The sequence below is a fragment of the Stenotrophomonas sp. ASS1 genome (genome assembly GCF_004346925.1).
Taxonomy (GTDB): Bacteria; Pseudomonadota; Gammaproteobacteria; order Xanthomonadales; family Xanthomonadaceae; genus Stenotrophomonas; species Stenotrophomonas maltophilia_A.
In genome coordinates this window covers 481,699-494,372 of the sequence record NZ_CP031167.1, presented here as the reverse complement: position 1 = coordinate 494,372, position 12,674 = coordinate 481,699, and the positions used below count along the sequence as shown (strand labels likewise).

The following is a 12,674-nucleotide window of genomic DNA, read 5'->3' as shown; positions in this document are numbered from 1 at the left end:
GGCCGTGAATGCTCAGTGCAGCGCGCTGTCCGCGCGTGGCACCTGCACTTTGCGTACCGCAGCCACCAGCTGTGCCACCGAGTACGGCTTGGCCACGTGTTCCTGGAAGCCCGACGCCAACGCTCGGCGCCGGTCATCGGCACGTGCCAGCGCGGTCACGGCAACCGCCGGCAGGGTCATCGCATCCACGCCCATGTCCTCGCGCAGCGTGCGCACCAGGCCATAGCCATCCATGCCCGGCATGCCGATGTCGGTCAGCATCACGTGGTACTGCAGGTGCCCGGTATCGGCCAGCAGCGCCAGCGCTTCACCGGCCGAGCTGGCTGCCGACACGCTTGCGCCCTGCTCTTCCAGCATGCGCCGCAGGTACTCCAGCACTTCCGGCTGGTCTTCCACCGCCAGCACGTGCATGCCACGCAGCGGATACGGCTCGACGATCACCGGCTCCAGGATCGGTCCGCTGATCACTTCGCGCAGCGGCCGCCGTTCGGCATCGGGAATGTGCTGCGGCAGGCGCACGGTGAAGGTGGCGCCGTGGCCATGGCCCTCGCTGGCAGCGGTGACGGTACCACCATGCAGTTCGACCAGCTGCTGCACGATTGCCAGACCCAGGCCGAGGCCGCCATGCCGTCGAGTGGTGGTGCCATCGGCCTGGCGGAAGCGGCTGAACAGATGATTGAGGAATTCGGGCGCGATGCCGTCGCCGGTGTCGCGCACGGTGATCACCCAGTGGTTGCCGTCGGCCTGCAGCTGCAGATCGATGCGGCCTTCGGCCGGGGTGAACTTGATCGCATTCGACAGCAGGTTCCACAACACCTGCTGCAGGCGGGTGGCATCGCCCAGCACCAGGCTGGGCTGCTCCGGCAGCTGCAGGCTCACGTCCAGCGCCTTGCCTTCGGCGACCAGCTCCTGCGCGCCGATGGCTTCGCCCAGCAGGTCGCGCAGATCCAGTATCTCCACCTCCAGCTGCACCTTGCCCAGCAGCATGCTGCTGAGGTCGAGCATGTCCGAGATCAGCCGCTTCTGCGCACCGGCGCTGTTGGCGATCACGTTCAGGCCCTTGTACAGCGGGCTGGTGTTGTCCACGCGCTGCAGCAGCAGTTCGCTCCAACCGAGGATGGTGGTCAGTGGCGTACGCAGTTCATGCGACAGCGTGGCCAGGAACTCGTCCTTCAGTCGCGCCATGTTCTCGGCTGCGCTGCGCGCGGCACGCTCGGACTGCAGCAGCTCCTCGCGGGCCAGTTCGATCTCGCGGCGTTCGGTCACGTCCGGGCTGCTGCCGGCCAGGCCGATGAAGCGGCCCATCCGCGAGAAGCGCGGACGCGCGTTCATCTCCAACCAACGCCAGTCGCCATCGGCGCGTCGGGCCCGCACCAGCGCATGCATCGACCGCTGCGCCTTCAGCGCTTCCTGCAGTTCGTACTCGAACACCGACGCATCGTCCGGGTGCACCAGGCCACGCCAGACATCTTCCGGCACGCGCGTCTCGTCGCCGCCGAAGAACTCACTGAAAGCGCTGTTGACGAAACGGGCATGGCCGCGCTCGTCGAGCACCCACACCGGCATCGGCAGGCCATCGGCCAGCGCACTGAAGCGGGCTTCGCTTTCGCCCAGCTCCACTTCCATCTGCTTGCGCGCGGTGATGTCGAAGAACAGGATGCCGACCTTGTCCTCACCCGGGCGGCCCACGCGCACCGCATCCACCGCGAACGAGCGGCCCAGCGCACGTGCTTCCATCTCGAACTGTGCCGGCCGGCCACTGCGGGCAACTTCGCCGTAGATGCGGAACCAGTCTTCCTCGTGGCCCGGTTCCAGCGCCGTCATGCGCTGGCCACGCGCATCCTTCAGGCCGGTGTGGCGCTCGAAGGCGTCGTTGACCTCGATGAAACGATAGTCGACCGCACGATCGCCCTCGAACAGCACCTGGATCACGCAGAAACCGGCGTTGATGCGCTCAAGCACGCCATGATGCAGGTCGGGTTCGGGCGCCGGCACCATCATCGGTGGGCGCTCCACGAGGGGCGGCAGTGTGGACAAGGGCGTCAGTGCAGGCCGGGTTGGAGGCACAGCATCTTCCAAAGGGCGTATTCACAGCGTCAAGCGCCGTCAGTCATGGTTGACGACGATGAATTGGCGGCAACCACTCTTGCGCATGACGCAATCTGCCATTGCGGCGCCCCGGCCGCAGGATCACACTCGATCTGTGATCAACATCGTCCCCATCGCGGGGACGCAGGAGACCGTCATGAAACGCTCACTCGCGATTGCCCTGCTGGCAGGCGCCCTGGTGGCGGGCGGCGCCGCCGCTGCACCGCGCACCGTGACCGATGCGGACGCGCCACGTGCGTTGCAGGCCGATGGCCCGGTCAGCGTGAAATGGGAGGACCCGGCCAAATTCACCGAGATCCGCCAGAGCACCAACCGCTTCGAGGCCGAGCGTGGCGACTGGGTACAGCAGCTGGCACGCTACCTGCAGACCACCGCCGCCAAGCCGCTGCAGCCTGGGCAGACCCTCGATGTGACCCTGGTCGACATCAAGCGCGCCGGTGACTACGAGCCGTGGCATGGCCCGCGTGGCCGCGACATCCGGATCATGCGTGACATCTACCCGCCGCGGATCAGCCTGCAGTACACGTTGAAGGACGCCAGCGGCCGTATCGTCAGCGAGGGCGATGCGCGCCTCAGCGATACCGGCTACCTGCACAACCTGGGGCTGAAGAGCGACAGTGATCCGCTGCGCTACGAGAAGCGCCTGATCGATGACTGGGTGAAGCGGCAGCTGGCCAGCCAGGCCACCGCCGCGCGATGATCCCGGGCGGCGCGACTCACCGGTAGGTGTCGACCTTGGTCGACACGCATTCAAAGCGCCGACCAAGGTCGGCCGCTACCAGAGCCGAGCGCGCCGACCAGTCCCTACCGGTAGGTGTCGACCTTGGTCGACACGCATTCAGAGCGCCGACCAAGGTCGGCCGCTACCAGAGCCGTGCGCGCCGACCGGTCCCTACCGGTAGGTGTCGACCTTGGTCGACACGCATTCAGAGCGCCGACCAAGGTCGGCCGCTACCAGAGCCGTGCGCGCCGACCGGTCCCTACCGGTAGGTGTCGACCTTGGTCGACACGCATTCAGAGCGCCGACCAAGGTCGGCCGCTACCAGAGCCGTGCGCGCCGACCGGTCCCTACCGGTAGGTGTCGACCTTGGTCGACACGCATTCACAGCGCTGACCAAGGTCGGCCTCTACCAGAGCCGCGCCCGGCGGCCACTGCGCGTTAGACCCATCGGTAGGTGTCGACCTTGGTCGACACGCATTCACAGCGCTGACCAAGGTCGGCCTCTACCAGAGCCGTGCACGGCCAGCGTTCGGTCAGTCCTGATAGACCTTCGCCACGCGCTTGACCGCGCAGGGCAGCTGGTACGCACTCACGCCGCAGCGCGGCGCCAGTTCGGACAGCGTCGGTGCACTGCCCCACAGTTCCACCACGCTTCCGATGCCGGCCTGCGCGTGCGCGGTCAGGTCCACGGTCAGCATGTCCATCGACACGCGCCCGATCAGGGCACCGGGCTGACCATCGATCAGCGCCGGGGTGCCATTCGGGGCAAACTGCGGATAACCGTCGGCATAGCCGAGCGCGACCACGCCCACGCGGGTGCGTGCCTTGGCCACGAAGCGCGCGCCATAGCCCACCGGCTCACCGGCCTCGATCCAGCGCTCGGCGATCACCTTCGACTGCATCGTCATCACCGGGCGCAGGCGCTCGGTCAGTACGGTGTTGTCAGGCAGCGGATTGGCGCCGTACAGCATCAGGCCCGGGCGCACCCAGTCGCTGCGCACATCCGGCCAGCCCAGCAGCGCCGGCGAGTTGCACACACTGGTCTCGCCTTCCAACCCGTCAGTGGCGCGGGCGAAGGTCGCGGCCTGCTCGTGGGTGCGCTCGCTGTCCAGCTCGTCGGCACGCGCCAGGTGGGTCATCAGCACGATCCGTTCGACCTGCGGCAGCGCCGACAGGCGTGCATGCGCGGCGCGGAAGCTGTCCACGTCCAGGCCGAGGCGATGCATGCCGCTGTCCAGCTTCAGCCACACCGTCAACGGACGCGGACTGTCGAAGGCAGCGACGGCTTCCAGTTGCCACGGCGAACCGACGGCGAACCAGAAATCATGCTCGGCCACCAGCGCCATGTCGCTGGGCTCGAAGATGCCTTCCAGCAGCAGGATCGGCGCACGGATGCCGGCCTGGCGCAGTTCCAGCGCCTCTTCGATGGTAGCCACGCCGAAACCATCGGCCTCGCCTTCCAGTGCCTGCGCACAGCGCACTGCGCCGTGGCCATAGGCATCGGCCTTGATGATCGCCAGGGCCTTGCCACCGCCCAGTTCACGGGCGAGCCGGTAGTTGCTGCGCAGGGCGCCCAGATCGATCAGCGCGCGGGCAGGACGCATGTGCGGTTCTCTTGTTGCGGCGCGTGACCGTACTGGCCGTAGCGGAAAATATCCAGGCCTTCGGTGCTGATCTGCGGCTGGCGCGCGCTCATCAGGTCGGCCAGGTAGCGGCCCGAGCCGCAGGCCATGGTCCAGCCCAGCGTGCCGTGGCCGGTGTTGAGGTACAGGTTGCGGAATGGCGTGGCGCCGATCACCGGCGTACCGTCCGGCGTGGCCGGGCGCAGGCCGGTCCAGAACTGCGCGCGCGACAGGTCGCCGCCCTTCGGGTAGAGATCGCTGACCACCAGCTCCAGGGTCTCGCGACGGCGCTGCGACAGCGACAGGTCGAAGCCGGCCACTTCGGCCATGCCACCGACGCGGATGCGGTCGTCGAAGCGGGTCACCGCCACCTTGTAGCTCTCATCGAGGATGGTCGAGGTCGGCGCCATCGCCGGGTCGGTGATCGGCAGCGTCAGCGAGTAACCCTTCAGCGGATACACCGGCAGGCGCATGCCCAACGATGCGACCAGCGCCGGCGAGTAGCTGCCGAGCGCGACCACGAAGCGGTCGGCGGTTTCCAGCTTGCCGTCGATGCGTACGCCGGTGATGCGGTCGCCATCGAATTCCAGGCCGGTGATGTCCTGGTCGAAACGGAACTCGACCCCGGCATCCACGCACATCTGCGCCAGGCGGCGGGTGAACAGCTGGCAGTCGCCGGTCTGGTCACGCGGCAGGCGCAGCGCGCCGACCAGGCCGTCGACATGGGCCAGGGCCGGTTCGGCCTGGATGATGCCGGCGCGGTCCAGTACCTCGTACGGCACGCCGTACTGGGCCAGGATCTCGATGTCCTGCGCCGAGGCATCCAGCTGCTGCTGGGTGCGGAACAGCTGGGTGGTGCCCAGGTCGCGGCCTTCGAACTCGATGCCGATCTGCGCGCGCAGCTCGTTCAGGCAGTCGCGGCTGTACTCGGACATGCGCACCATGCGCGCCTTGTTGATCGCGTAGCGCTCGTGGGTGCAGTTGCGCAGCATCTGCCACAGCCAGCGGTACTGGGCCAGGTCCATGCCCGGCTTGATCGCCAGCGGCGCATGCTTCTCGAACAGCCAACCGATGGCCTTCTTCGGCACGCCCGGGGCGGCCCACGGCGAGGTGTAGCCGAACGACAGCTGGCCGGCATTGGCAAAGCTGGTTTCCAGCGCCGGGCCGGGTTGGCGGTCGATGACCGTGACTTCAAACCCGGCCTGTCGCAGGTACCAGGCACTGGTGGTGCCGATCACGCCGCTGCCGAGAACTAGGACTCGCATGGGACTTCTCCAACCCGATCATTCCCTGCACTGGAGCGTGCCGGGACCATAATTGGGGAAGTATAGACAGCCATTCCCAGTTGATTTGCCTGATTTGCAATCAACCGGCAGGATGTTCCCCTGCAATTCATTCCCCAAGGTTGACGGCCATGGCCACCCGTACCCGCGAACTGGACAAGATCGACCGCAAGATCCTGCGCATCCTGCAGGCCGAGGGCCGTATCTCCTTCACCGAACTGGGCGAGCGGGTCGGCCTGTCCACCACCCCGTGCACCGAGCGCGTGCGTCGCCTCGAGCGCGAAGGGGTGATCACCGGCTACCACGCCCACCTCGATCCGGCGGCGGTGAAAGCCAGCCTGCTGGTGTTCGTGGAGATCAGCCTGGCCTACAAGTCCGGCGACATCTTCGAGGAGTTCCGGCGCGCGGCCCTGAAGCTGCCCAACGTGCTGGAGTGCCATCTGGTCTCGGGCGACTTCGATTACCTGCTGAAGGCGCGGATCAGCGAGATGGCCTCCTACCGCAAGCTGCTCGGCAGCACCTTGCTGACACTGCCGCATGTACGAGAGTCGAAGAGCTACATCGTGATGGAAGAAGTGAAGGAAACGCTGAGCCTGCCGATTCCGGATTGAGTCCGGAACGGTAGTGGGGCCAGATCCCGTGCAGCGGGCTCTGACCCCCGGGTCCGTCAGCGCTGCTGCGGTTGCTTCTGCGAGCGCTGTTCCTGCTGCTTGCCACCCTTGTGCGGCTGCTGCGGCTCCATCTGCTGCTGTTGCTGTTGCTGCTGTTGTTGCTGCGGGTTGCGGCCCTGCGGTTCCTTGCCGGGATGACGGTTCTGCTGGTTTTTCATGATCGCGATCCAGTGGACGAAGGACATGCGGCGGCGCAATGCCGGCGCACGGTCACGTTGGTCCCGGAACGGTTAATCGCAGGCGAAAAAGCAGTGATCTGCAGGACGTTGTTTTCGTGCGTTCAGGCCGGACAGCGTGCGGTAGCTGCCAACCTTGGCTGGCACCCGAGATCAGCGCTTGATCTGCTGGCCATCGCCGGCCGGCACGCTGTCGTAATAGCGGCCGGTACGCGAATCGAACACGCGGTTCGGACCGGCCGGGCGTACCCCGGGGACGATGCGGCCATTGCGGTCGTACACCTTGTCGGCCGGCTTCGGCGCCGGGGTGGGCGCGATCTGGGCGGGACCGGTGGACCTGATCGGCTGCGCCGGCTGCGGCGACGGCAGGACCTGCGGCTGCGGGCGAGCGGCCTGCGGCGGCGGCATCACCGGCTGCGGTGCCACGGTGGTGGCACTGCGGGTGGCGGTCGGGCTCGACGACGTCGGTACCTGGGCCTGCGCGACCAGGGGCAACAGGGCCATCAACAGCAGGGAAAGGGTCGGTTTCATGTCACGCTCCGGCGTGGATCACATTTACCTTGCGCCTGCACCTGTGTGCCGGCCATGAACGGCCATCACACTTGCAAGCGCGCGCCGGCACCCCCACGTTTTCCGCCATCCCCAGGCCATCAACCCCACGGAGCGCCGCCATGACTGCCTTCGACCTGACGCCCCCCACCGCCACCCAGACCGAGGCGCTGATCGCCGGCCTCAGCAGTGAAGAGCGCCGCGTGCTGCTGCAGCACGGTACCGAGGCGCCGTTCTGCGGCGTGTTCCTCGACAACAAGCGCGAGGGCGTCTATTGCTGCCGGCTGTGCGCGCTGCCGCTGTTCCGCTCCAGCACCAAGTTCGATTCCGGCACCGGTTGGCCGAGCTTCTTCGCCCCGTTCGACCCGGCACACGTGCGCGAGATCCGCGATACCAGCCACGGCATGGTCCGCACCGAGATCACCTGCGCGCGCTGCGGCAGCCACCTGGGTCACGTTTTCCCGGACGGCCCGCCACCCACCTACGAGCGCCACTGCCTGAACTCCGTCTCACTTTCGTTCACCGGCAATGGCGAGCCCTGGCCCGACCCGTTGCAGCGTGGCGGCGCCGAAAGTGGCGTGGCGGGCTGAAACACCCCGCTGACCGATTTCACAGAATTCCCTCTTCAGAAATCCGGGCGACGGGCCGACAAGGAGATATCCCCTCTCCTTGCGTCGCCCCATGCTCATCATCGTTGGATTCCTGGTCGTCATCGTCAGCGTGATCGGGGGCTATCTCGGTGCCCACGGCCGCCTGGGTGCCCTCTGGCAGCCCTACGAGCTGGTCATCATCGGTGGCGCCGCGCTCGGCGCCTTCCTGGTCGGCACCCCGGCCAAGACGGTCAAGCAGACCCTGCAGGCCATGGTCGGCGTGTTCAAGGGCCCGCGCTACAAGCAGCAGGACTACATCGATGTGCTCAGCCTGCTCTATGAACTGCTCAACAAGGCCCGCCGCGAAGGCTTCATGGCGCTGGAAGACCACGTCGAGCGCCCGGCCGAAAGCGCGCTGTTCGGCAACTACCCCAAGGTGCAGGCCGACCACCACCTGATCGACTTCATCACCGACTGCCTGCGCCTGATGATCGGCAGCAACATCGAGCCACACGAGCTGGAGCCGCTGCTGGAACTGGAGCTGGAAAAGCACCACGCCGAGGCCATGGCGCCGTCGCAGGTGCTGACCAAGGTCGCCGACGGACTGCCCGGTTTCGGCATCGTCGCGGCGGTGCTCGGCATCGTCATCACCATGGGTTCGATCGGCGGGGATATCGTCGAGGTCGGCGGCCATGTGGCCGGCGCGCTGGTCGGTACCTTCCTGGGCATCCTGCTGGGCTACGGTTTCGTCGGCCCGATGGCGGCAGCGATGGAAGCGCGCGCCGAGCAGGACAGCCGCATCTACGAATCGGTGAAGACCGCGCTGCTGGCCTGCCTGCGTGGCTACAACCCGAAGATCGCGCTGGAATTCGCCCGCAAGACGCTGCCGTCGAACGTGCGCCCGGCCTTCTCCGATTTCGAGCAGCACCTGAAGACGGTCAAGTAAGCCATGGCCGAGACCAAGCCCACCGTCATCGTCCGTCGGGTCAAGAAGGCCGGCCACGCCGCCCATCATGGCGGTTCGTGGAAGGTGGCGTATGCCGACTTCGTGACCGCGATGATGGCGTTCTTCCTGGTGTTGTGGCTGATGGCCACCACCAACAAGAACGACCGTGCGGCCATTTCCGAGTACTTCCGCAACCCCAGCCCGCTGAGCGGGCAGAACGCCACGCCGGCGCCCGGCATGGCCGGCCCGGGTGGCGCCAGCACCTCGATGATCAAGCTCGGTGGTGCCACCGACATCTCGCGGGGCAGCAGCAACGATCCCTTCCAGAACCAGAAGGAAGCGGTGCCGCAGCCGGTGGACCAGCAGCAGCGCGACAAGCAGCAGCTGGAAGCGCTGATGAAGGAACTGCAGGAGGCGATCAGCAAGAGCCAGGCGCTGGAGCCGTTCAAGGACCAGCTGCTGCTGGATCTGACCCCGGAAGGCCTGCGCATCCAGATCGTGGACAAGCAGAACCGGCCGATGTTCGACCTCGGCAGCGCCACGCTGAAGCCGTACACGCAGCAGATCCTGCACGAGTTGGCCAACTACCTGAACCACGTGCCGAACCGGATCAGCCTGACCGGCCACACCGACATCACCGCCTATTCGGCCGCGCGCGGCTACGGCAACTGGGAACTGAGCGCCGATCGTGCCAACGCCGCACGGCGCGCACTGGTGGACGGCGGCCTGGAGGACAGCAAGATCACCCGCGTGGTCGGCCTGTCTTCGTCGGTGCTGTTCGACAAGGCCGACCCGCAGAATCCGATCAACCGCCGCATCAGCATCGTGGTGATGACCCAGGCCGCCGAAGCAGCCGCCCTGGCCGGTGCCGGCCCGCAGGTGGGGCTGTCGGCCCCCGCCGCCGACCCGGACGTGCAGACCGCGCAGGGTCCGGCAAAGTAAACGGTAGGTGCGGACCTTGGTCCGCACATCCGGGAAAAGCGTGCGGACCAAGGTCCGCACCCACCAGGGGCATGACCCGGCGCACCCGCTACAATGGCGGTCTTTCCGTTTCCAGGTGACTCCACCCCATGTCCCAGAACTCCAAGGCCAAGCGCGACAAGCGCAAGAAGCAGCAGGCCAAGCGCCCGTTCCTCCGCCTGAACGCCCAGCAGCAGGTGCAGAACCATGCCGTGCTGACCAACGAAGACGGCCAGGTGGTCGCGGCCATCGGCCTGCAGGGCCGTGAGTGGCTGCTGGCCATCGGCGGCCAGACCATGGGCAACGCCGAGAACCCGGTGCCGATGCTGGCCATGCTCAAGCACCTGGCCAACGTGCAGGAGAAGGAAGGCCGCAAGGTCAACCTGGAGTACTCCGAACTGCTGCAGAAGCTGCTGGACACCCTGGCCGCCGAATCCGAGCAGACCGCCGACGAGTACCTGGACAAGCTGGTCGCCGAGTTCGAAGGCGTCGACGCTGCTGAGGGCGAGGAAGGCGAAGCCGCCGAGGGCGACGTGGCCGAAGAAGCCGCTGCCGAGGCCGCTCCGGCCGCTCCGGCCGCTCCGGCCGCTGACAGCGACAGCAAGCCGCAGGCCTGAACCGGCCGCGGCGGTGACGGTCTACGTCGATGACGCGGTGCATCCCTGGCGCGGACAGCGCTGGGCGCACCTGATGGCCGACACCCTGGCCGAGCTGCACGCGATGGCGGCGCAGCTCGGCATTCCCCTGCGGGCCTTCCAGAACAAGGCCAGCGGCGCCCACTACGACGTCACCGCCGAACTGCGTACGCAGGCGATCGCGCTCGGTGCGCGGGCGATCTCAAGGCACACCGACCGCGCGCTGGTCAAAGCGGTGATCGCCAACGCCAGGGCGCAGTACCGGCCGTAGATGGGAGCGCCGGGCATGGCCCGGCGCTACCGATCAATCTCAGAACGGGTCGCTGCCCAGCCGGATTTCCACGTTCAGCAGCGAGCACAGCGCCAGCATCGCGTCGTCGTCGCGGGTCAGCGCCATCACGCCGGTGAAGCCGTCGCTGCCGGCATCCACGCTCCACAGCGTGTAATTGTGCTCGCGCAGGCGGTCGAATGCGGTGGACATCAGCTGCACGCCGTCCAGGTCTTCGGCGAAGTCCTCGTCGTCCAGGTCGCCGCCCCAGTCCAGCTGCAGGTTGAAGCGCGCCGACAGCTCGTTCACCGCCGACTGCAGCGATTCCAGGTCATCTCGTTCCACCTCGAAACCGGACTGCCAGGCAATGGCCGTGAACAGCGCTGGCAGCCAGTCGCTGTCCGCTTCCAGCGGCTGCCCGTCCTCGGCCAGGTGCTCGCGCCAGCGGTTGAACTGCTGCAGGGCCAGCTCTTCGTCGCCCGGGTTGATCAGTACCAGCAGGTTCCAGACCCGCGCCTCGAAGCCGTCTTCGTCGAAGTCGTGGATGTCTTCCTCGAAGTCGAAATAGTCGCTGTTGTCGGGCATGGCGGAACTTCCTCTGGGGCAGGCCGGCATTCTACGGTTTATCCTGTGCCGCTGAAGCCGGCCTTGGTGGCCGTCACTGTGAATGAAGCGATGAGCGATACCCCTCCCGACCACCTGGCGATCAACCCGGCCAGCCCCTTCCATGATGCGCAGGCGCTGGAGCGCGGCGTTGGCGTGCGTTTCAACGACGTCGAGCGCGACAACGTCGAGGAATACTCGGTCAGCGAAGGCTGGATCCGCGTGCAGGCCGGCAAGGCCCGCGACCGCCGCGGCAACCCGATGACCATCAAGGTCAAGGGCAAGGTCGAGGCGTATTTCCTGGACCAGAAGCCGGAATAACCCGCGCCGTCGGATCGGTAGAGTCGAGATCCTATGTTCGTGGTCAAGCCTGCTGGAAGCAGGCTTGACCCACCTTCAGCATGGCCGGATCGAAGTCCCGGCCGCTTTTGAAGACACCCCAGGCGATCCTGGCCAGCTTTCTGGCCAGGATGTTGAAGACGGCGGTGCTGGGGTGACCGCGTTTTGACAGCTCGTCGTAGAGCGGTTGCCCCCGGCGACACCGCTTGAGCCCCATGGCGGCCATGTAGAGCATCTGGCGCAGCACTGGCGCGCCCTGTTTGGACAGCCGACGCCGTCCCGTTCTTCCGCCAGACTCGTTGGGCCGGGGATCCAGGCCGGTGCAGGCGATCCACGCGTTGGCGTTGGCCAACGGCCAGCGCGTCATGTAGTAGATCAGGTGAGCGGCGACAGCGGGGCCGATACCAGGGATGGTCAACAGGCGCTTGTAGAGCGTGCCATGCTCTCCATCGCGACCCAAGCGCTGCAGTTCGCTTTCCAGCTCGGACAGCGTCCCAGCCAGAGCGCAGAACAGATCTGACAGCTCCCCGGGGGCACTTTTGCTTACCCCGAAGGATTGCTCCAGGCGCGCGCGTGTCTTTACCAGCGTCTGCCGCTTGCGCAGCAAATCGTGCATCTGCTGCTGCTCATCGGTACGCGGTACGTATTCACGCAGGCGATCGTTCTCCTTCTTCACGTATCGGGCGATCGCTTCGGCGTCCATGGCGTCCGTCTTGCCACGCGAGCCCGTCGCCCGGCCGTAGTGCTTGATCAGACGTGGATTGATCACATAGACAACGTGGCCTGCCTGGCCAGCCATCCGAGCCAACAACTCGTAGTACCGCCCCGTCGCCTCCATGCCAATCCGGCATCGCTGGGGCAAGGTGTTGAGCCACTGGGCTATGCCGGCCCGGGTGTTGGCGATCCTGTCGCCGGCCTTGCGGTCGGCCACTGCCGGTACGAACTCCTTGGAGTCCACGTCCACGCCAATATCGAGAGAATCAGACATTTGTACGGCTCCCAGCTATCTTTAAGGGGCTGGGGTGGTACCGCACCGACGTTAGCTTGCCTACATCGACGATCCCCTTTGGGGGCCGTACGATCCTTTATCGACGTTCGTGTGCGGGATGGGGATCGCTCGACTCGTCTGTCGGCTAGTATCCGCAGATGCATGCTTGACGGTCCCTCCACCCTGGCTCCTACATACCGCGTAGGAGCCGGGA

General features: G+C 66.5%; 15 protein-coding genes. 8 read left to right on the top strand and 7 right to left on the bottom strand.

Going from position 1 to position 12,674, the window contains the following annotated elements; translation table 11 throughout:
- Positions 1-12: 12 nt before the first annotated feature.
- Positions 13-2,001 (bottom strand): hybrid sensor histidine kinase/response regulator, encoded by a 1,989-nt coding sequence (locus tag MG068_RS02285; protein WP_049424820.1) that lies wholly within the window; start codon positions 1,999-2,001, stop codon positions 13-15.
- Between the two features lie 244 nt (positions 2,002-2,245).
- Here MG068_RS02285 and MG068_RS02280 point away from each other — a divergent pair, with 244 nt between their 5' ends.
- Positions 2,246-2,809 carry a DUF3016 domain-containing protein gene (locus MG068_RS02280; protein WP_032128740.1) on the top strand — a complete coding sequence of 188 codons (564 nt, stop codon included), beginning with the start codon at positions 2,246-2,248 and terminating at the stop codon, positions 2,807-2,809.
- Between the two features lie 554 nt (positions 2,810-3,363).
- Here MG068_RS02280 and alr read toward each other — a convergent pair.
- Both alr and MG068_RS02270 read right to left on the bottom strand, forming a co-directional pair.
- The gene (alr, locus tag MG068_RS02275) at positions 3,364-4,434 is read right to left on the bottom strand and encodes an alanine racemase (RefSeq protein ID WP_132809062.1); all 1,071 of its coding nucleotides are present in this window, start codon (positions 4,432-4,434) and stop codon (positions 3,364-3,366) included.
- Positions 4,413-5,717 (bottom strand): D-amino acid dehydrogenase, encoded by a 1,305-nt coding sequence (locus MG068_RS02270; RefSeq protein WP_032128742.1) that lies wholly within the window; start codon positions 5,715-5,717, stop codon positions 4,413-4,415. The genes alr and MG068_RS02270 overlap by 22 nt, the downstream gene beginning before the upstream one ends.
- Before the next feature lie 149 nt (positions 5,718-5,866).
- On the opposite strand from MG068_RS02270, the gene MG068_RS02265 reads away from it, so the two are divergent.
- Positions 5,867-6,346 carry an Lrp/AsnC ligand binding domain-containing protein gene (locus MG068_RS02265; protein ID WP_005407919.1) on the top strand — a complete coding sequence of 160 codons (480 nt, stop codon included), beginning with the start codon at positions 5,867-5,869 and terminating at the stop codon, positions 6,344-6,346.
- Positions 6,347-6,402: 56 nt separating this feature from the next.
- On the opposite strand, the gene MG068_RS02260 is transcribed toward MG068_RS02265, so the two are convergent.
- Both MG068_RS02260 and MG068_RS02255 read right to left on the bottom strand, forming a co-directional pair.
- Complete coding sequence (locus MG068_RS02260; protein ID WP_107433507.1) at positions 6,403-6,591, bottom strand: lana protein; 189 nt, start codon at positions 6,589-6,591, stop codon at positions 6,403-6,405.
- Positions 6,592-6,735: 144 nt separating this feature from the next.
- Entirely contained in the window at positions 6,736-7,113 is a 378-nt protein-coding gene (locus MG068_RS02255) for a hypothetical protein (RefSeq protein ID WP_049398340.1), read from the bottom strand.
- Positions 7,114-7,253: 140 nt separating this feature from the next.
- Here MG068_RS02255 and msrB point away from each other — a divergent pair, with 140 nt between their 5' ends.
- The 5 genes from msrB (at position 7,254) to MG068_RS02230 (ending at position 10,533) form a co-directional block, all read left to right on the top strand.
- On the top strand, positions 7,254-7,721 hold the full coding sequence (msrB, locus tag MG068_RS02250; RefSeq protein ID WP_005415117.1) for a peptide-methionine (R)-S-oxide reductase MsrB: 468 nt from the start codon (positions 7,254-7,256) through the stop codon (positions 7,719-7,721).
- Positions 7,722-7,812: 91 nt separating this feature from the next.
- Positions 7,813-8,667, top strand: coding sequence for a flagellar motor stator protein MotA (motA, locus tag MG068_RS02245; protein WP_032128746.1), 855 nt, complete (start codon positions 7,813-7,815; stop codon positions 8,665-8,667).
- A 3-nt stretch (positions 8,668-8,670) separates the two neighbouring features.
- Positions 8,671-9,609, top strand: a complete 939-nt coding sequence (gene motB / locus MG068_RS02240; RefSeq protein ID WP_132809060.1) for a flagellar motor protein MotB — start codon at positions 8,671-8,673, stop codon at positions 9,607-9,609.
- Positions 9,610-9,737: 128 nt separating this feature from the next.
- Entirely contained in the window at positions 9,738-10,244 is a 507-nt protein-coding gene (locus MG068_RS02235; protein ID WP_132809058.1) for a hypothetical protein, read from the top strand.
- 13 nt (positions 10,245-10,257) lie between these two features.
- Positions 10,258-10,533, top strand: coding sequence for a DUF4031 domain-containing protein (locus MG068_RS02230; RefSeq protein ID WP_132809056.1), 276 nt, complete (start codon positions 10,258-10,260; stop codon positions 10,531-10,533).
- A 39-nt stretch (positions 10,534-10,572) separates the two neighbouring features.
- On the opposite strand, the gene MG068_RS02225 is transcribed toward MG068_RS02230, so the two are convergent.
- Complete coding sequence (locus MG068_RS02225; protein WP_005407911.1) at positions 10,573-11,115, bottom strand: DUF6630 family protein; 543 nt, start codon at positions 11,113-11,115, stop codon at positions 10,573-10,575.
- A gap of 90 nt (positions 11,116-11,205) precedes the next feature.
- Here MG068_RS02225 and MG068_RS02220 point away from each other — a divergent pair, with 90 nt between their 5' ends.
- Positions 11,206-11,454, top strand: coding sequence for a DUF3297 family protein (locus MG068_RS02220; RefSeq protein WP_032128750.1), 249 nt, complete (start codon positions 11,206-11,208; stop codon positions 11,452-11,454).
- Between the two features lie 43 nt (positions 11,455-11,497).
- Here MG068_RS02220 and MG068_RS02215 read toward each other — a convergent pair whose 3' ends face one another.
- Positions 11,498-12,460: an IS110 family transposase gene (locus MG068_RS02215; protein ID WP_132808894.1), complete on the bottom strand. Its 963-nt coding sequence runs from the start codon at positions 12,458-12,460 to the stop codon at positions 11,498-11,500.
- Positions 12,461-12,674: the final 214 nt, after the last annotated feature.